The following is an 18916-nucleotide window of genomic DNA, read 5'->3' on the forward strand; positions in this document are numbered from 1 at the left end:
GGGCGGCGGCACCGGACGTGGCCGTAACGGAGGAGGCGCCTCCGATGCCACCGGACGAGGCGCCTCGTCCGGTGGCGGGAACCATCGGAGCCGCCATGCCTCCGTCCCCCATGGCCGACCCCACCTCCGTGGTCCGCTTCGCCGTGCTCGGCGACTCCCTCAGCGAGGGCGTCGGAGACCGCGTCGACGGGGCCTGGCGCGGCTGGGCCGCCCTGCTCGCCGAGGGGATCGGAGGGCCGGCGCAGCGCGTCGAGTTCCGGAACCTCGCCGTCAGCGGGGCCCAGAGCCAGGAGGTGGCCGAGCGGCAGGCCCCCGAAGCCGTGGCCTTCCGGCCGGACCTGGCCTCCGTCGTCGTCGGGGTCAACGACACCCTGCGCCACACCTTCGACATAGCCCGGCTGGCCCGCCGCCTCGACCGGGTCTGCGCGGACCTCACGGCGAGCGGAGCCGTACTCCTCACCGCCTGCCTGCCCGACCCCGGCCGGATGCTGGGCCTCCCCGCCCCACTCGCCCGTCCGCTCGCCCGGCGGCAGAAGGCCGTCAACGCCCTCGTGCACGCGGTGTCCGACCGCTACGACGCCGTCCATCTCCACCTCGCCGACCCGCGGTGGACCGACGACCGCTCCCTGTGGAGCGCCGACCGGCTCCACCCGGGCGAGCGGGGCCACCGGGCCATCGCCGCGCGGTTCCACGTCCTGCTGGCCGCCCGGGGCCTCGCCCACGGCAGGCCCCCCTCGCCCGAGCCCGAACAGCCCCCTCCCACCCGCGCGGAGGCGGTGCTCTGGCTCGCCACCGCAGGCACCGGCTGGGTCGCCCGGCGCTGCCACGACCTGCTGCCGCAGCTGGTGCGCCTCGCGGGCTCCGAGCTGCGTCACTGGGCGGGCGGTACGGCCGCCCGGCTCGACCGGCGGGCCGAACACGCCCTGTCCGCCGCCCTCACGGCGGTGTCGCTGGACGTCCCGGTGGCCACAATGGGGGAATGACCGGGCGCTGGGAGTTCTGGATCGACCGTGGCGGCACCTTCACCGACATCGTGGGCCGGCGGCCCGACGGGCGGCTCGTCACCCGCAAGCTCCTCTCCCACGACCCGGCCCGCCCGCACGACGCCGCCGTGGCGGGGATCCGCCTCCTCCTCGGTCTCGGCCCCGACGATCCGGTCCCCGCCGACCGGATCGACGTCGTCAAGATGGGCACCACCGTCGCCACCAACGCCCTCCTGGAACGACGCGGCGAGCCGACCGTCCTCCTCGTCACCGCGGGCTTCCGCGACGCGCTGCGCATCGCCTACCAGAACCGGCCCCGGCTCTTCGACCGCCACATCGTGCTCCCCGAAGCCGTGTACGAGCGGGTGATCGAGGTCCCCGAACGGGTCGACGCCCACGGCCGCGTCGTGACGCCGCTCGACGAGGACGCCGTCGCCGAGGAGCTGCGGACCGCCCACCGCGACGGCTACCGCTCCGCCGCCGTCGTCCTCATGCACGGCTACCGCCACCCCGACCACGAGACCCGGATCGCCGCCCGCGCCCGCACGCTCGGCTTCACCCAGATCAGCTGCTCCCACGAGGTCAGCCCGCTCATCAAACTCGTGCCCCGCGGCGACACCACCGTCGTCGACGCCTACCTCTCCCCGATCCTGCGCCGGTACGTCGACGAGGTGGCCCGTGAACTCGCGGGGATCCGGCTGATGTTCATGCAGTCCAACGGCGGGCTGCGCGAAGCCGCCCACTTCCGCGGCAAGGACGCCGTCCTGTCCGGACCGGCCGGCGGCGTCGTCGGCATGGCCCGCACCTCGGAACAGGCCGGGTACGACCGGGTGATCGGCTTCGACATGGGCGGCACCTCCACCGATGTGTCGCACTACGCCGGCGAGTTCGAGCGTGAACTGGGTACACAGGTCGCCGGTGTGCGGATGCGCGCCCCGATGATGAACATCCACACCGTCGCCGCGGGCGGCGGCTCCGTCCTCCACTACGACGGCCGGCGCTACCGCGTCGGCCCCGACTCCGCGGGCGCCGTCCCCGGCCCGGCCTGCTACCGCCGCGGCGGCCCGCTCACCGTCACCGACGCCAACGTGATGCTCGGCCGCGTCCAGCCCGACCACTTCCCCGCCGTCTTCGGACCGGACGGCGACCAGCCGCTCGACGCCGCCGTCGTACGTGAGAGGTTCACCGCCCTTGCGCGCGATACCGGGGGCGGACGCACCCCCGAGGAGGTCGCCGCCGGCTTTCTCGAGATCGCCGTCCTCAACATGGCCAACGCCGTCAAGAAGATCTCCGTCCAGCGCGGCCACGACATCACCCGTTACGCCCTCACCAGCTTCGGCGGCGCGGGCGGCCAGCACGCCTGCGCCGTCGCGGACGCCCTGGGCGTCGACACCGTCCTCGTACCGCCGCTGGCCGGGGTGCTCTCCGCGTACGGCATCGGCCTCGCCGACGCCACCGCCATGCGCGAGCAGTCGGTCGAGGAGGAACTCCACGCCCCCGGGACGCACGCGCGCGTGACGGAGCTCTGCTCCGAACTCGCCGGGAGGACCGGGGGAGAGCTGCGCGCCGACGGGCTCCCCGACTCCGCGATCACCACCCACGCGCGCGTGGTGCTGCGCTACGCGGGCACGGACGCCGGCCTCCAGGTCGACCTGGCCGGGGCCGACGAGATGGCCGAGGCGTTCACGGCCCTCCACCGCGCGCGGTACGCCTTCACCATGGACCGGCCGCTCGTGGTCGAAGCGGTCTCCGTGGAGGCCGTCGGCACCGCGGGACCGCACGGCCCGGTGGCCGTCGAGACCGGCGAACGGGACGGGGACCCCACCCCCCGGGCGACGGTGCGCATGCACGGCGCGGCACCGGGCGCGGCGGCCGACGCCCCGCTGTACCGGCGCGAGGACCTGCGCCCCGGGGACACCGTCACCGGCCCCGCGATCCTCGCGGAGGCGGACGCCACCACCGTCGTCGACCCCGGCTGGCGGGCCACGGCAGGCGACGGTGGCCACCTCGTCCTCACCCGCGCGCTGCCCCGCCCCGCGCGCGTGGCGGTCGGCACGGACGTCGACCCCGTCCTCCTGGAGGTCTTCAACAACCTCTTCATGTCGATCGCCGAGCAGATGGGCGTGCGCCTGGAGAACACCGCCCACTCCGTCAACATCAAGGAGCGGCTCGACTTCTCCTGCGCCCTGTTCGACGCCGAGGGCAACCTGATCGCCAACGCCCCCCACATCCCCGTCCACCTCGGCTCCATGGGCGAGTCCATCAAGGAGGTGCTGCGGCGGGGCGGGGACTCCCTGCGCCCCGGCGACGTCTACGCGATCAACGACCCCTACCACGGCGGCACGCACCTCCCGGACGTCACGGTGGTGACGCCGGTCTTCGACGACGCCGGAGCGGAACTGCTCTTCCTCGTCGCCTCGCGCGGACATCACGCCGAGATCGGGGGCATCACCCCCGGTTCCATGCCGGCGTTCAGCCGGACCGTGCACGAGGAAGGCGTCCTCTTCGACAACTGGCTGCTCGTACGGGACGGCCGACTGCGCGAGGACGAGACCCGCGGGCTGCTGACCGGCGCCCGCCACCCCTCCCGCGACCCGGACACCAACCTCGCCGACCTGCGCGCCCAGATCGCCGCCAACGAGAAGGGGATCGAGGAACTGCGCGCCATGGTCGACCAGTTCGGCCTCGACGTCGTCCACGCCTACATGCGGCACGTGCGGGCGAACGCCGAGGAGTCCGTCCGGCGGATCGTGGCCGGGCTCCAGGACGGTTCGTACCGCTACGAGACGGACGGCGGCGCGGTCGTCCAGGTCGCGGTCCACGTCGACCGCGAGCGGCGCTCGGCGGTCCTCGACTTCGCCGGCACCTCTCCCGAGCAGCCGGGCAACGCCAACGCGCCGACCTCCGTCGTGATGGCCGCCGTCCTGTACGTCTTCCGCACGCTCGTCGACGACGACATCCCCCTCAACAGCGGCTGCCTGGAACCCCTGGACATCCGTGTGCCGCCCGGCTCGATGCTCGCGCCCGCCTATCCGGCGGCGACGGTCGCCGGGAACGTGGAGACCTCCCAGGCGGTCACCGGTGCGCTGTACGCGGCCCTCGGCGTCCAGGCCGAGGGCTCGGGCACGATGAACAACGTGACCTTCGGCAACGCGCGCGTGCAGTACTACGAGACGGTCGCGAGCGGCTCGGGCGCGGGGGACGGCTTCGACGGGGCCGACGCCGTCCAGACGCACATGACCAACTCCCGTCTCACCGACCCCGAGATCCTGGAGTGGCGCCACCCCGTCCGGGTGGACTCCTTCGCCGTACGCCGGGACAGCGGCGGGTCCGGCCGGTGGCACGGCGGCAACGGCGTCGAGCGCCGCGTCCGCTTCCTGGAGCCGATGACCGTGACGCTGCTGACGGGCCACCGCAGGGTCCCGCCCTACGGCATGGCCGGCGGCGAGCCCGGGCAGCTCGGGCAGAACCTGGTCGAACGCGCCGACGGCACCGTCGAGCGGCTGGGCGGAGTCGACACCACCGAGGTCGCCCCGGACGACGTCCTGGTGCTGCGGACCCCGGGCGGAGGAGGGTACGGCCCCGCCGGCGCGTGAGCGGCCTCCGGTGCGAGACCCCCGGCGTTCAGCGCAGCGGCACGAACCGCACCGGGGTCCCCGGCACCGCCTGCGCGGCCGCCCCGAGGTCCGCCTCCCGCACCACCGCCACCACCGGATAGCCGCCGGTCGTCGGATGGTCCGCGAGAAAGACCACCGGACGGCCGTCCGGCGGAACCTGGACCGCGCCCAGGACCATGCCCTCGCTGGGGAGTTCGCCGGCTCGTGCCCGTTCGAGCGGCGGCCCCTCCGTGCGCAGCCCGATGCGGTTGCTGGCCGAGGAGACCCGGTACGCGCGCGTGGCGAGGGTGCGGAGCGCCCCGGACGTGAACCAGTCGTGCCGCGGTCCGAGCCGGACCCGCAGGACGAGTTCGTCCGGCGGGCCGGGCCAGGGCGGTGCGTCGGCCGACCCCCGTACGGCCGGTTCCGCCCCGAGCGGCAGCACGGTCCCCTCGGCCAGCGGGGCCGGACCGAGCCGGGACAGCAGGTCGGTGGAGCGGCTGCCGAGGACGGCCTCGACGGCGACCCCGCCGCCGAGGCCCACGTACGTCCGCAGACCGTGGGTGGCCGCGCCGACCTCCAGGAGCGCTCCGGCGGCGACCCGCACCGCCCTGCCCCAGGCGACCGGGCGTCCGTCGACGGTGACCGGGCACGGAGCGCCGCCCACCGCGACGGTCACCGCGCACCGGGGCCGTACCGCGCATCCGTCGAGCGTGGTCTCCAGGACCGCGGCCGACTCCGGATTGCCGACCAGCCGGTTCACCAGAGCGGCCGCTCCCGGGTCCAGCGCCCCCGAGCGGGGCACCCCCAGGTGCGCGTAGCCGGTCCGCCCCAGGTCCTGCACGGTGGTCAGCGCTCCGGGCCGCGCGACGGACACCGCACGATCGGTCACCGACTCTCCCTCACGAAACGCACCCGGGCGCCGGGTGTGAGCAGCGCCGCCGGCTCCCGGCCCGCGTCCCACAACACCGTGTCGGTGGAGCCGATCACCTGCCAGCCGCCGGGGGAGGAACGCGGGTACACACCCGTGTACGGCCCGGCGAGCGCGACCGATCCGGCCGGGACGGCCGTGCGCGGTGTGGCCCGGCGCGGCACCTGGTACTGCTCGCCGAGCCCGGTCAGATAGCCGAACCCGGGGGCGAACCCGCAGAACGCGACCCGGAACTCGGTCTCCGAGTGGATCCGCGCCGCCGTCTCCACGGACACCCCCCACAGCGCGGCCACCTCGGCCAGATCCGGTCCGTCGTAGCGCACGGGCACCTCGACGGCCCGCTCCACGCGCGCGGGGAGCGGCGGAACCGACCACTCCCGCAGCTGCCCGGCCAGCAGGTCCGGCGCGTCCACGCCGTCGAGCAGGACGGTCCGCGCCGCCGGCACGATCTCCCGTACGGAGGGCAGCGCACCGCCCGCCCGTCGGCGCAGCAGCTCGGCGTGGAACGCCTCGGTCTCCGTGCCGCTCCCCAACTCGACGAGGAGGGCCCGCTCTCCCACCCGGAACACGCGCCGCGCCCTCATGCGAACGCCTCCACTCTCACCCCGTCGGCCTCCAGCCGGGCGCGCACCTGCCGGGCGAGGCCGACCGCGCCGGGGGTGTCCCCGTGCAGACAGAGCGACCGCGCCCGGACCGAGACGGTCCGCCCGCAGTGCGCCGTCACGACCCCGAACCGGGCCATGGACACCGACCGTTCGACGACCTCCGACGCGTCGGTGACGACGGCCCCCTCCCGCCCCCGTGGCAGCAGGGAGCCGTCCGCCGTGTACGCCCGGTCGCCGAACGCCTCCGCGACGACCGGCAGCCCCGCCCTCTCGGCGGCCTCGTGCAGCCGCGAGCCGGGCAGACCGAGCACGGGGAGCCCGCCCCCGGCGAGGCGCACCCCGTCGACGACCGCCGCGGCCTGCTCCTCGTCACGGACCACCCGGTTGTACAGCGCCCCGTGCGGCTTGACGTACGAGACCGCCGAACCGGCCGCCCGGGCGAAGACCGCGAGCGCGCCGATCTGGTACGCCACCTCGGCCGCCAGCTCCTCGGCGGGCACGTCCATGGAGCGCCGGCCGAAGCCGGCCAGATCGCGGTACGACACCTGGGCGCCGATCCGTACGCCCTTCTCGGCCGCCAGCTCGCAGACGCGCCGCATGGTGACCGCGTCCCCGGCGTGGAAACCGCAGGCCACGTTGGCGCTGGTGACCACGGAGAGCAGCTCCTCGTCGTCGGTCAGCGTCCACCGGCCGAAGCCCTCTCCGAGGTCGGCGTTGAGATCGATCGAGGCCCAGGTCATGGTGACGGTTCCTTCCTTCCCGGGGCGTGGTGGTACGGGTCAGGCCGCGACGCGGTCTTCGACGACGGGCGGGCCGGTGACGGGCTTCCGCCCCGATGGGCGGGGGATCGCCGAGGGCGGACGCGAGGCCGTCACACGAGTTCCTTTCCGCGGGTCTCCGGAAGTCCGAGCAGCGCGAGGACGGCGAGGCCGTAGCCGATGGCGCCGAAGACCAGCGCGCCTCCGACGCCCCAGCTCTCGGCGAGGAAGCCCACCAGGGTCGGGAAGACCGCGCCCACGGCGCGCCCGGTGTTGTACGTGAAGCCCTGCCCGGTGCCCCGGACCGCCGTCGGGTACAGCTCGGCGAGGAAGGAGCCGAAGCCGCTGAAGATGGCCGACATGCAGAAGCCGAGGGGGAAGCCGAGCACGAGCAGGAGGTCGTTCGCCCCGGAGGGGATGTTCGTGTAGGCGAGGACCGACACCGCCGACAGGGCGGCGAAGAGCGCGATGTTCTTCTTCCGGCCGAGCCGGTCCGTGAGGTAGCCCCCGGTCAGATAGCCGATGAAGGCCCCGGAGATCAGGAAGGTCAGATAGCCGCCGGTGCCGACCACCGTCAGACCGCGTTCGGTCTTCAGGAAGGTGGGGACCCAGGTGGCGAGGGTGTAGTAGCCGCCCTGCACGCCGGTCGACAGGAGCACCGCGAAGAGCGTGGTCCGCAGCAGCGGCCCCTTGAAGATCGCGGTGAACGAGCCGCGTTCGGCGGAGCCGCGCCGGATCTCGGCGGCCTGCGGGGCGTCCTCGACGTTCCGCCGGACGTAGACCACCAGGAGGGCCGGCAGGGCGCCGGTCCAGAACATGACCCGCCAGGCGAGGTCGGCGTCCACGAACTGGAAGACCAGGGTGTAGACGATCACCGCGAGCGCCCAGCCGGCGGCCCAGGCGCTCTGGATGCCGCCGAGGGTACGGCCCCGGTGCCTGGCGGAGGCGTACTCGGCGACCAGGATCGCGCCGACGGCCCACTCGCCGCCGAATCCCAGGCCCTGCAGGGCCCGGAAGACCAGCAGCGTCTCGTAGTTGGGCGCGAACCCGCACAGCACGGTGAAGAGCGCGTAGGTGATGACGGTGATCATCAGCGCCTTCACCCGGCCGATGCGGTCGGCGAGGATGCCCGCCAGCGCGCCGCCGATCGCCGAGACGACGAGGGTGACCGTGGTCAGCAGCCCGGTCTGGCCCTTGTCGAGGGAGAAGTAGGCGGCGATGGCCACCATCGACAGCGGCAGCGTGAAGAAGTCGTAGGAGTCCAGGGCGTATCCGCCGAACGCGCCGCCGAAGGCGCGGCGGCCGCGTGGCCCGAGGGCCCGCAGCCAGGCGAACGCGCCCGTGTCGTCGGGCCGTTCGCCCTGGGTCTGCTGCTGGGTCTGTGTCGTGCTCATCTGCACCTCGCAGAGGGGGAGGCGTGCCTGAGGACGGAGGGAAGGACCGCGCGGTGACGTCAACGTAGAGGATCGTTGAACGATCCGACAAGAGGCATGTCGTCATGTTCTTGTCTCCGAGGGGTGTCTGCGATTGACTCGGCCGCGGACGACGGAGGGAACGGAGAACCGTGGGCGGAATCGACGAACTGGCGGACGACCGGGCGCTGCTCGGGCGGACCAGCACGGCGGAGCGGGTGGCGGACATCCTGCGCACCCGTATCGCCGAGGGCTTCTTCCCGCCCGGCACCCGGCTCTCCGAGGACAGCATCGGCGGCGCTCTCGGCGTCTCCCGCAACACCCTGCGCGAGGCGTTCCGGCTGCTCACGCACGAACGGCTGCTCGTCCACCAGCTCAACCGGGGCGTCTTCGTGCGGGTCCTCGCCGTCGAGGACGTCGCCGACATCTACCGGACGCGCCGTCTCGTCGAATGCGCGGTCGTCCGCGGCCTCGGGCGGCCGCCGTTCGCCGTCGACGGCCTCGCCGCCGCCGTCGAGGAGGGAGAGCGGGCCGCCCGCGCCGCGGACTGGAAGGGCGTCTCCACCGCCAACATCCACTTCCACCGCGAGCTGGTCGCCCTGGCCGGCAGCGCGCGCACCGACGAACTCATGAGGGGCGTCCTCGCCGAACTCCGCCTCGCGTTCCACGTCGTCGACGACCCCCGCGGCCTCCACGAGCCCTATCTCGTACGAAACCGGGAGATTCTGGAAGCCCTCCTCGCCGGCGACCACACGACGGCCGAGCGCCTCCTCGCCCGCTACCTCGACGACTCCCTCACCCGCATCGTCGAGGTCTACGCCAGGGCGGTCGAGGAGCCGGAGGCCCCGGAGAGCTGACCCGAGGGGGCGCACCCCCGGCTACCACGTCCTCGGGCGCCCCGGGGGGTATCTGCGCCGTTTCGACCGTTGTCGGTGCGAGGACCTAATCTGTGCACCGTGACTTCGCCTGCCTCGACGGACCTCGTTCCGCCCCAGCTCAGCGCGGGGCCGCGGCCCGCGCAGGGCCCGGCCGCCGACGAAGGGCTCGCGCGGCGCCTCCGCGCGCTCGCGTGCACCGCGCCGCTGCACGACCTGGACACCCGCAAGGCCAACCTGGCCGGCGAGTACTCGGTCTACGCGATGGCCGAGGTCGCCCTCGCCGCGATCGACCTCGTCACGCTCAACATGGACTTCGACACCGGCGCCGACCACGAGCAGATCGTCGCCCGTCTCCTGCCCCGCGTCGCCGCGCAGGCCCCGGCCCGCCCCGCCGCCGAGCACGAGCGCGTGGCCCGCTGGGTCATGGAGAACCTGATCAACGTCGGCAGCGTGGACCGCGGCTTCCGCGCGGTCTACGGCACCTTCGGCGCCGACGGCGTCTACACCCGCCGGGACTACGACTTCAAGCTGATCGAGGAGGTGCCCGGCTACGGAGGCGGGGTCTACCTCCGCACCACCGACGAAGCGGTCAACGTCCTCGTCGGCGCCCTCGACACCGACGTCACCAGCGCCCAGATCGCGGCCGAGGTGAAGCTCGAGGTCCTCATCAGCCGCGGACGCCTCGCCGACGCCCAGCTCGCCGCCGAGCAGGCGCGGTACCGCACCGTTCAGTACGCCGAGACCCTCCGCAAGACCCTGGAGGCGACCCGGCGCAACGTCCGCGCGGTGGACTGGCTCCAGGCGGTTCCGGACATGATCGCCGAGGCGCTCGACCACGTCGCCGACCGCTACCGCCACGAGAACGCGATCCTCACCAACATCCGCAAGGCCCGCGACGAGGCCGAGGACGCCGAGCACAAGCGCCGCGCCGCCGAGCTCGTCGACATCGTCAAGGACTGCATCCGGCGCCACACCCAGCTCCAGTCCCGCCTCCTGGAGGCGGGACCCCTCTTCCGGGCCGAGCAGGACCGGCAGGCCTTCGCGGCGCCCACCTCGTACACCGGGATAGACCTGTACGGGCAGCTGGTCGCACCGATCCTGCCTCTCCCCGTGGAGCAGGCGACCAAGGTCACCGACGCCTTCTTCGCCCACGGCACCGGGCTGCGCACCCCCGCCTCCGTACGCCTCGGCGACCTGGTCGAGCTGCTGCTCACCCCGCCGGTCGAGCGCGAGCACCTCGGCGCCGAGATGCCCGAGCCGGACCTGATCGCCACCCCCGACGACAGCCGCTTCAGCGAGGAGCAGCTGGCGAGCGCGATGCAGCTGCTCGATCTGGAGCACGACGCCCCGCGCCGTCTCTCCGGACTCCTCGCCGACGCCCGTCGGCGCGACCCCGACCTGCCGTACCTCGTCGCCCTCCTCGCCGTCCACGCGGCGAGCCCCCCGGTCGGCACCGCCTACCGCCAGGGAGAGGAGCGCCTGCTCTTCGCCGTGGACGACGGCGTGCAGCTGGACGACCCCGAGTTCGGCGGCGCCGACCTGATAGTGGGTACGGCCCTCCTGGACGCACTCGGCATGGCGGCGGACCGCACGGAGGCATCATGACCACGGACCGGGCGACGACGGGAACGCTGACCGAGCCGCCTTCCCCACGGGAGCAGGCGTCACCGGCCGAGGCCGCGCCGTCGGCAGCCGAGGGGACCCTTCTCCCGGGAGGCGCCGTCATCGTGCCCGCACCCTCGGCCGAAATCCCCCTCGCGGCAGCGCTGCCCCTGCCGGCCGGGGGCCCGCTCGTGACCGAGCCGTTCCCCGCCCGGGAGGCGGACGTGACCGAGGCGCCCGCCGCCGCCCCATCCCCGACCAGCGACGATCCGCCGGCCACGGCGCCCGCGCCGACCGTCGAGCCGCCCGTGTCCGTCATGCCCCCCGCCGGTCTCGTGCCGGCACCGGCCGTGCCCGCCGAGGCGGTGGTGCACCCGCCGACGGCACCTCGGCAGCCCACGCGACCGACCGCACCCACGCCGCCCGCCGTGCCGGCGGAGCCGGCCGCACTCAGGCCGCCCGTCGAGCCGTCCGCACCCACGCCGCCCGTCGAGCCCCCGGTGCTCGCCGCACCCACGCCGCCCGTCGAGCCCCCGGTGCCCGTCGCACCCACGCCGCCCGCCGTGCCGGTGGAGCCCGCCATGCCCGTCGGTCTCGTGTCGGCGCCCGCGCCCGTGCGGCGGAGCCCGGCGCCCCAGGTGCGGGCCGTCCGGCTGACCGCCGCCGGGGGCACGTCCGCCGAGGTCCCGCCCCGACGGCCCGTGGTGCGCGTCGTCCCCGTCCGCCTGCCGCTGCCGCGCCCCGTGCCCGCCGTACCACCGACCACCCCCACCGAGGAGCCCCAGCCGTGAGCGAACACCACGCCGAGCACGCCGACGCGTGGAGCGAGCCGGAGCCCCCGCACACCCCCGCCGCCCCCACGGCCGTGACCCCCGCGGACGCGGCCGACGCCGCGCGGCTCGTCTCGTTCGGGCTCCAGCCCAAACTGCTGCCCGCCCGCGACGGCGAGTACGCGGAGCTGCTCCGGCGCTACCGCGAGGACCCCGCCTTCGGGCGCCTCGCCGACGCCGTCGCCACCGGCCTCGGACTCGTGGTCCTGGAGGTCTCCCCGCGCGCCGGCATGGCCGTCACCGCAGGCGAGGACTCCGTCTTCGCCGTCCGCATGGGCGACTACGCCCGCCGCGCCTCCACCGACTCGGCCGACCGCTTCCTGCACGGCCTCGCCCACCTCGCCGTCGCCGCCATGGCCTTCCCCCGGCCCGAGGACCTCGCCGACGACGGCTACATCGGCCGCCTCACCGTCAACGGCGTCGACTCCTTCGTACGCCAGGCATGCCGACGCCTCGAAGAACGCGCCGAGGAGCAGGGCGAGAACACCGACCCCGCGTCCGACGCCCCCGGCCTGGAGGCCGCCTGGCGGATCTACGCCCGCCGCAGCTCCACCGGCGCCACCAAGGACGCCCGCCGCCTCGCCGGCTCCACCACCGGCATCGTCGGCAAGGCCGTCGCCTTCCTCACCGACTCCGGCTTCCTCCAGCGCACCGGAGACGACGCGGGCGGCGCCTACCGCACCACCGCCCGGTACCAGCTCCAGGTGCGCGACATGGCGGGCAGCGCCGCCATGGCCGAGCTCCTCGACCTCGGCGTCGTCCCCGTCAGCGACGGCACCGCGACGCTCCTGCCGCCGCCCGAGGGCGACGACCTGGAGCTCGCCGCCGACGCCGGCCTGCCCTTCCACGCGTAACCGCCCGCGCCACCGCCCGCCGTCATCACCGAACCAGTCGACGAGAGTCCGCCGCCATGTACGAGCTGTCCCGGGTCCGCCTCTACTCCATCGGTCCCGCCGGTGCGCGCTACGCCGACACCGTCCTGGACCTGCGCGGGGTCGGCGCGCCCGTGCCCCACCCCGCCCCCACCCAGGCGGAGTTCTTCGAGGAGGAGCCGGTCGGCCCGCCGCGCCGTCCCGCGCCCGCAGGCGTGCTCTTCCTGGAGAACGGCGGCGGCAAGTCCGTCCTCCTGAAGCTGATCTTCTCGGTCATGCTCCCCGGCCACCGCAACACCCTCGGCGGCGCCAGCTCCGGCGTGCTCCGCAAGTTCCTGCTCGCCGACGACTGCGGCCATGTCGCCCTGGAGTGGCAGCACACCCTCACGGGCGAGCTCGTCGTCGTCGGCAAGGCCAGCGAGTGGCGCGGCCGCCAGGTCTCGAACGACCCGCGGAAGTTCGCCGAAGCCTGGTACTCCTTCCGCCCCGGGCCCGGACTGAGCCTGGACAACCTCCCGGTCGCCGAGTCCACCGCCGTCCGCGCGCCCGTCGAGGGCGCCTCCGGCGCGCAGGGCCGCCGCCGCACCATGAAGGGCTTCCGCGACGCCCTGACGGAGGCGGGGAAGGCGTACCCGCACCTGGAGGTCTTCTGGGAGGAGATCCACGACCGCTGGAACGAGCACCTCGGCGACCTCGGTCTCGACCCCGAACTCTTCCGCTACCAGCGGGAGATGAACGCCGACGAGGGAGAGGCCGCCGGGCTCTTCGCCGTCAAGAAGGACTCGGACTTCACCGACCTGCTCCTGCGGGCCGTCACCGACACCCGCGACACCGACGGCCTCGCCGACCTCGTCAGCGGCTTCGGCAACAAGCTCGGCCGGCGCGCCGAACTCACCGCGGAACGGGACTTCACCGCGGGCTCCGTCGATCTCCTCGGCCGCATCGTCGAATCCGCCGAGACCCGGGCACGCGCGCGTGACGTCCACGCCGGGTCCGAGCGCCGCACCCGCACGCTCGCCCGCCGCCTCTCCGCCCGCGCCACCGAGGAGCGCGGCCGCACCGCCGAACTCGCCCAGCAGGTCACCTCCGCCGCGCATGCCGTCTCCGAGGCCGAGACGGCCCGGGGCCGCAGCTCTCTCATCGCCGCCGAACTGGCCTACCGGCACGCCTCCCTGGCGCTCACCGTCGCCGAGAAGGGCGCCGCGTCCCAGCGCCGCGAACTCACCGACGCCCGCACGCTGCACGCCGCCTGGCAGGCCGCCGAGGCCGTGCTCCGCAACCGCGCGGCCGGCGACCGCTCCGCGCGGGTCGCCGCCGCGATCCGCGAGGCCGAGCGCGACGCCGCCCCCGCGCTCGCCGCCCGCGCCAAGGCCGCCGCCGATCTCGTACGGGCCCTGCACGCCGCCGCCGACGAAGGCGAGCGGCACGCGGCCGAGGAGGAGGAGCGCTCCGCCGCCCTCCAGGAGGCCGGGGAGACCGCCCACCGCGACGCCACCGCGGCCGCCACCGAGGCCCAGCGCGCCCGCAGCGAGGCCGGCCACCTGCGTCAGCGCCTCGCCGAAGTGGAACAGGAGACCGCGGAGGCGGTCCGGGCGGGCTGGCTCGACGACACCGCCCCGGACGCCGACCCGGCCCGCGCGGCCCTCGCCGCGAGCGACGCGGAGAAGACCACGGTCGCCGCCTGGGACGCGGCCCGCGAAGCCGCCCGCACCGCCGCCGACCAGGCCCGCGAGGCCGCGGCCGCCGAGTCCCGCGCCGAACTGGCCGCCGCCCGCGCCACGGACGCGGCCGAGGCCGCGGAGAACGCCTACGACGCGGAACGCCGCGCCGCCGAGTCCCTCGCCACCGACGCACGGCTGGCCGAACTCCTGAGCCTGCCGGGCGCCCCGTCGGCCTCCCCGTTCCCGGGCCAGCGGGCGGGGGAGACCGACGCCGGAGCGGGTGCCGACGGTCCCCGCGCCGCCACCGGGCACGGCCCGGCCGACGAGCCCGTCGCGGGCTCGGGCGCGGATGCCGCCCCCGGCGCCGCCTTCGGGCTCGCGAGCGCGCCGGAAGCCGGTGCCGAAGGCGCACCCGGCCCGCTGACCGTCACCGAGTTCGACCGGTACGCCGACGAGCTCCGCCGACTGCTCGACCAGTCCATCGGCTCCGCCGAGCGTCAGCTCTTCGACCTGCGCACCGCCGCCGCCGACGACTCCCGCATCCTCGGCGCCCTCGGCGACGGCGGACTGCTGCCGCCGGGACCGGACGTCCTCGCCACCGTCGAGTACCTCGGCGAGCAGGGCATCCCGGCCCTCCCCGGCTGGCGCTACCTGGCCCAGGCCGTCGACCCCGCCGATCACGCGGCCGTCCTCGCCGCCCGCCCCGAGCTGGTCGACGGCGTCGTGATCACCGACCCCGTCTCGTACGCCCGCGCCCGTGAGGTGCTGAGCACGGCGGCCCTGCTGCCGCGCTCCACCGTCGCCGTCGGCACCGCCGCCGCGCTGCTCGCGCCCGTCCCGAGCCCGGAATCCGGCGAGGACGCGGGCGTGTTCCTCGTCCCGCCGAACCCCGCCATGCACGACGAGCACGCCGCCGACGAGGAGCGGCACGCCCTGCGCGCCCGCGCGGCCGCGCGCGACGAGGAGATCCGTACCCTCGCGGCCCGGCTCACCGGCGACCGTGCCCTCGCCGCCCGGATCGGCTCGTGGCGGGCCGACTGCCCGCCCGGCATGATCGCGGAACTGGCCGCCGTCGCGGCGGCCGCGCGCGAGACCGCGGAGGCGGCTGCGGCCGCGCTCACCGAGGCCCGGACGGTCCGGGCGGAGGCCGACGAGGCCGCCGCCGACGCCGCCCGCGTACGGGACGAACGCCAGGAGGCCGCCCAGCGCGCCCGCAGGGTCGCCGACGCCCTCGCCGGTCTGGCGTTCCGGCTGCGCGAGCGGTCCGCCTGGCAGGCCAAGCTCCGCGAACTGGCCGACGACACGGCCGAGTCCGAGGCCCGCGCGCAGACCTGCCTGGAGCGTGCCCGCGCCGCCGACGAGGACCGCCGCGCCGCCCAGCGAGCCGCCGACGACGCCCACCGCACCGCCCGTGCCCTGCGCGCCGAGCGGTCCGAGATCGCCGGTGCCCCCGACCAGCTCCCCGACGAGGACGAGGCCGCCCCTCGTACCGCGCTCCCCACCCTCCGCGAGGCGTACCGCGCCGCGTCCCAGCTCTACGAGAAGGTCGGCGTCGGCGCCGACCTGCGTGCCGAACAGGCCCGCGCGGAGAGCGACGAGTCCGCGGCCCTCGCAGAGCTCGACCGCCTCACCAACAAGGTCCGCACGCGCGCCGAACAGCTCCTGGAGTCCACCGACGGCGCCGACGGCCCGTCCCGCCAGGCCGCGGCCGCCCGCGCCGAAGCCCTGGTCCAGATGCTCGAGACCCGCGCGTCCGAGGCGAGCGAGAAGCTCGGCCGGCTCCGTGGCGAGGCGGAGCGACTGGCCCCCGAGGACGGCGAGTCGCACACCGAACTGCCCGAGGACCGGGTTCCGGCCGATGCCGAGCAGGCCCAGGCCATGCTCCGTACCGCCACGGCCGAACTCGCCGCCCGCAGCGACGCCCTGGAAGCCGCGCGCACCGCGCACACCGGTCTCCTGCGGGCCCACCGCGCCGCCGAGGACGCCGCCGGCGGCTTCGACGAGACCGCGGCGCTCCTGCGCGACCTGCTGCGCGACCACGGTGAGGACGAGGAGGACGGCCCGGAGACCTACCCCGGCACCCTGGAGGAGGCGCGGCACACCGCCGCCGAGGCCCGGCGCGCGCTGCGTTCCTGCGCCGCCGAACTCTCCGCCGCCGACGCGGCGGTCCGCGAGGCCAGTGACATCCTCGTCCGGCATGCCAACTCCAGCCGCTACGAGCAGGTCCGCACCCCGGCCCGGCAGCAGATCCGTGAACTGCCCGCCGCCGCCCTGCCCGAGCACGCCGCGAAGTGGGCCGAGGCGTTCGCACCCCGGCTCCGCGTCCTCACCGACGAGTTGGAGCAGCTGGAGCGCAACCGCGACTCCATCGTCGACCGGCTGCGCGGCCTGGTGGAGTCCGCGCTGGCCACGCTCCGCTCCGCGCAGCGCCTGTCGCGGCTGCCCGAGGGCCTCGGGGAGTGGTCGGGGCAGGAGTTCCTGCGGATCCGCTTCGAGGAGCCCGACCAGGCCACGCTCATCGAGCGGCTGGGGGAGGTCATCGACGAGGCGACCCGCGCGGCCGTGAAGAAGAACTCCGACCTGCGCCGGGACGGCATGTCGCTGCTCCTGCGGGGCGTTCAGGCCGCGCTGGAGCCGCGGGGCATCGCGGTCGAGATCCTCAAGCCGGACGCCGTGCTGAGGGCCGAGCGCGTCCCGGTCGGGCAGATGGGCGATGTCTTCTCCGGCGGCCAGCTGCTCACGGCCGCCATCGCGTTGTACTGCACGATGGCGGCACTGCGCTCCAACGACCGGGGCCGCGACAAGCACCGGCACGCCGGCACGCTGTTCCTCGACAATCCGATCGGCCGGGCCAACGCCACCTATCTGCTGGAGCTCCAGCGGGCCGTCTCGGACGCCCTCGGCGTCCAGCTGCTGTACACGACCGGTCTGTTCGACACGACCGCGCTCGCGGAGTTCCCGCTGGTCATCCGCTTGCGCAACGACGCCGACCTGCGCGCCGGGCTGAAGTACATCAGCGTGGAGGAGCACCTGCGCCCGGGGCTGCCGCAGCCGAGCGCCGAGGGCGAGGCGATCCACGGCGAGATCACCGCGACGCGGATGTTCCGTCGCTCCCCGGCGGAGGAGGCCGTTTCGCGGTAGCGGCGGACGGACGGGCCCTGCCCCCGAAAGGGGACCGGGCGCCGGGCCGCCGTCTCAGGACGGCTCCCGGTAGAGGACGGCGAGCGCGGTGGCCCGCTCGCGCAGGGCGGCGCGCAGCGACGGCGGGGCCAGGGCCTCCACGTCCGTGCCGAGCTGCCACAGGGCCCATTCGGCATGCCGTGAGTCCTGGAAGGTCAGCTCCAGCCGCAGCCGGCCGTCCGCGTCGGGCTCCTCGGCGCGGACGGCGAGCGCCGTGTCCAGCAGCTCCTCCCGCCGGGCCGGGGCGAGCCGTACCAGCACGGTGAGGTGGTCCTCGCTGAGGAACCGCGCGGCGCGCTCCCGCCAGATCCGTTCCAGATCGACCTGGCTCGGCCGCCGCGCCGCTTCGGGGAGCTCCTCGGCGGCCAGCACCCGCGACAGCCGGTAGGTGCGGTCCGCGCCGGACCGCGTGGCCAGCAGATAGCCCCGGTCCCGCACGGTGACCAGGCCGATCGGGTCCACGGTGCGCCACTCGGGCGCCCGACCCGTGGCCGCGTAGTGGATGCGGAGCCTGTGTCCGGCCAGCACCGCCCGCCGGACCTCGGTCATCGTGGTGCCGGGCACCTCGTCGGTGACGGCTCGGCGCGACAGCAGGTCGGTCTCCGGCTCGACGAGGATGCGCCGGGCCGCGTCGCTCGCGGTGGTCCGGTGGCCGTCGGGCAGCGCGTCGACCACCTTCCGCATGGCCGAGGCGAGCGCGGAGCCGAGGCCGAACGCCTGCTCACCGCGGCCCGATCCGGCGGTCAGCAAGGCGAGTGCCTCGTCGTGGTTCAGTCCGGTGAGCTCGGTCCGGAAACCGGGCAGCAACGCGAACCCGCCGTGCCGGCCGCGTTCGGCGTAGACGGGGACGCCCGCCGTGGACAGTGCCTCGATGTCGCGGAGCACGGTGCGGGTGGAGACCCCCAGCTCGCGGGCGAGCGTGTCCGCGGTCAACCGGCCGTGCCGGCGGAGCAGGAGCACCAGGGAGACCAGCCGGTCGGCACGCATCCGGGAACCCTAACGGAATACATGACGAAGGGTGTCGTGATTCGTTGGGAGGCTCGTCGGCAGGACGTCGAAGCCGGTCGTCGCCGATCCGATGGCGACCGAGCTCATGGGCGTGGGTGCGTCCGATGAAGCGAATGGAGCTGACGTGGCGATGGAGCGAACCGCGGTCAACCCGGTGACGTGGTCGGTGGAGCGGGGGTTCAACCAGGGGGAGGTCGTCTCGGGGCAGACGCGGACCCTGTACATCTCGGGGCAGACCGCGATGAGCGGCGAGGGCAAGGCCGAGCACGAGGGTGACATGGCGGCGCAGTTGGCGTTGAGCGTCGACAATCTGGAGGCCGTGCTGCGGGAGGCCGGGATGTCGCTCGCGAACCTCGTGCGGCTCAACGTCTACACGACCGACGTCGATCTGCTGTTCCGGCACTACGGCGGTCTGGGGGCGCGGTTGGGAGCCGCCGGGGTGGCACCGACCACCACGATGCTCGGCGTGCCACGACTGGCGATCCCCGGCCAGATGGTCGAACTCGAAGGGACCGCCGTCGCCTGACCCGACGCGGGAGGCCCCGCTGTTCGTGCCGGCCGAACCGGCACGAACAGCGGCGCCTCCGCAGGTGAAGGGGA

The 18916-nt window shown here is 74.9% G+C and carries 13 protein-coding genes; 8 read left to right on the plus strand and 5 right to left on the minus strand.

The window, feature by feature from the left end:
• The first annotated feature begins 95 nt into the window (after positions 1–95).
• Both AB0D99_RS33690 and AB0D99_RS33695 read left to right on the plus strand, forming a co-directional pair.
• Positions 96–983, plus strand: a complete 888-nt coding sequence (locus tag AB0D99_RS33690) for an SGNH/GDSL hydrolase family protein (protein WP_362371314.1) — start codon at positions 96–98, stop codon at positions 981–983.
• A complete protein-coding gene (locus tag AB0D99_RS33695; protein ID WP_362371281.1) occupies positions 980–4579 on the plus strand; it encodes a hydantoinase B/oxoprolinase family protein in 3600 nt (1199 codons plus the stop codon). Before AB0D99_RS33690 ends, AB0D99_RS33695 begins: the two co-directional genes overlap by 4 nt.
• A 28-nt stretch (positions 4580–4607) precedes the next feature.
• Here the strand turns inward: AB0D99_RS33695 and AB0D99_RS33700 are convergent, their stop codons facing one another.
• The 4 genes from AB0D99_RS33700 to AB0D99_RS33715 form a co-directional block, all read right to left on the minus strand.
• The gene (locus AB0D99_RS33700) at positions 4608–5471 is read right to left on the minus strand and encodes a biotin-dependent carboxyltransferase family protein (RefSeq protein ID WP_362371284.1); all 864 of its coding nucleotides are present in this window, start codon (positions 5469–5471) and stop codon (positions 4608–4610) included.
• Entirely contained in the window at positions 5468–6094 is a 627-nt protein-coding gene (locus tag AB0D99_RS33705) for an allophanate hydrolase subunit 1 (protein WP_362371287.1), read from the minus strand. Before AB0D99_RS33705 ends, AB0D99_RS33700 begins: the two co-directional genes overlap by 4 nt.
• A complete protein-coding gene (locus tag AB0D99_RS33710; RefSeq protein ID WP_362371290.1) occupies positions 6091–6855 on the minus strand; it encodes a 5-oxoprolinase subunit PxpA in 765 nt (254 codons plus the stop codon). The genes AB0D99_RS33705 and AB0D99_RS33710 overlap by 4 nt, the downstream gene beginning before the upstream one ends.
• Positions 6856–6986: 131 nt before the next feature.
• Entirely contained in the window at positions 6987–8267 is a 1281-nt protein-coding gene (locus AB0D99_RS33715) for an MFS transporter (RefSeq protein WP_362371293.1), read from the minus strand.
• A gap of 170 nt (positions 8268–8437) precedes the next feature.
• Here AB0D99_RS33715 and AB0D99_RS33720 point away from each other — a divergent pair, with 170 nt between their 5' ends.
• From AB0D99_RS33720 to AB0D99_RS33740, 5 genes are all read left to right on the plus strand, one after another.
• On the plus strand, positions 8438–9142 hold the full coding sequence (locus tag AB0D99_RS33720) for a GntR family transcriptional regulator (protein WP_362371296.1): 705 nt from the start codon (positions 8438–8440) through the stop codon (positions 9140–9142).
• A gap of 99 nt (positions 9143–9241) precedes the next feature.
• Positions 9242–10768 carry a hypothetical protein gene (locus tag AB0D99_RS33725; protein WP_362371299.1) on the plus strand — a complete coding sequence of 509 codons (1527 nt, stop codon included), beginning with the start codon at positions 9242–9244 and terminating at the stop codon, positions 10766–10768.
• On the plus strand, positions 10765–11556 hold the full coding sequence (locus tag AB0D99_RS33730; protein WP_362371302.1) for a hypothetical protein: 792 nt from the start codon (positions 10765–10767) through the stop codon (positions 11554–11556). Before AB0D99_RS33725 ends, AB0D99_RS33730 begins: the two co-directional genes overlap by 4 nt.
• Entirely contained in the window at positions 11553–12449 is an 897-nt protein-coding gene (locus tag AB0D99_RS33735) for a hypothetical protein (protein ID WP_362371305.1), read from the plus strand. The genes AB0D99_RS33730 and AB0D99_RS33735 overlap by 4 nt, the downstream gene beginning before the upstream one ends.
• Before the next feature lie 56 nt (positions 12450–12505).
• Positions 12506–17269 carry a hypothetical protein gene (locus AB0D99_RS33740; protein WP_362371308.1) on the plus strand — a complete coding sequence of 1588 codons (4764 nt, stop codon included), beginning with the start codon at positions 12506–12508 and terminating at the stop codon, positions 17267–17269.
• A gap of 54 nt (positions 17270–17323) precedes the next feature.
• On the opposite strand, the gene AB0D99_RS33745 is transcribed toward AB0D99_RS33740, so the two are convergent.
• Complete coding sequence (locus AB0D99_RS33745; protein WP_362371311.1) at positions 17324–18295, minus strand: WYL domain-containing protein; 972 nt, start codon at positions 18293–18295, stop codon at positions 17324–17326.
• A 151-nt stretch (positions 18296–18446) separates the two neighbouring features.
• Between AB0D99_RS33745 and AB0D99_RS33750 the strand changes: the two genes are divergently transcribed.
• Complete coding sequence (locus AB0D99_RS33750) at positions 18447–18842, plus strand: RidA family protein (protein ID WP_362371317.1); 396 nt, start codon at positions 18447–18449, stop codon at positions 18840–18842.
• Positions 18843–18916 lie beyond the last annotated feature (74 nt).

The organism is Streptomyces sp. NPDC047971 (assembly GCF_040653355.1).
Taxonomy (GTDB): Bacteria; Actinomycetota; Actinomycetes; order Streptomycetales; family Streptomycetaceae; genus Streptomyces.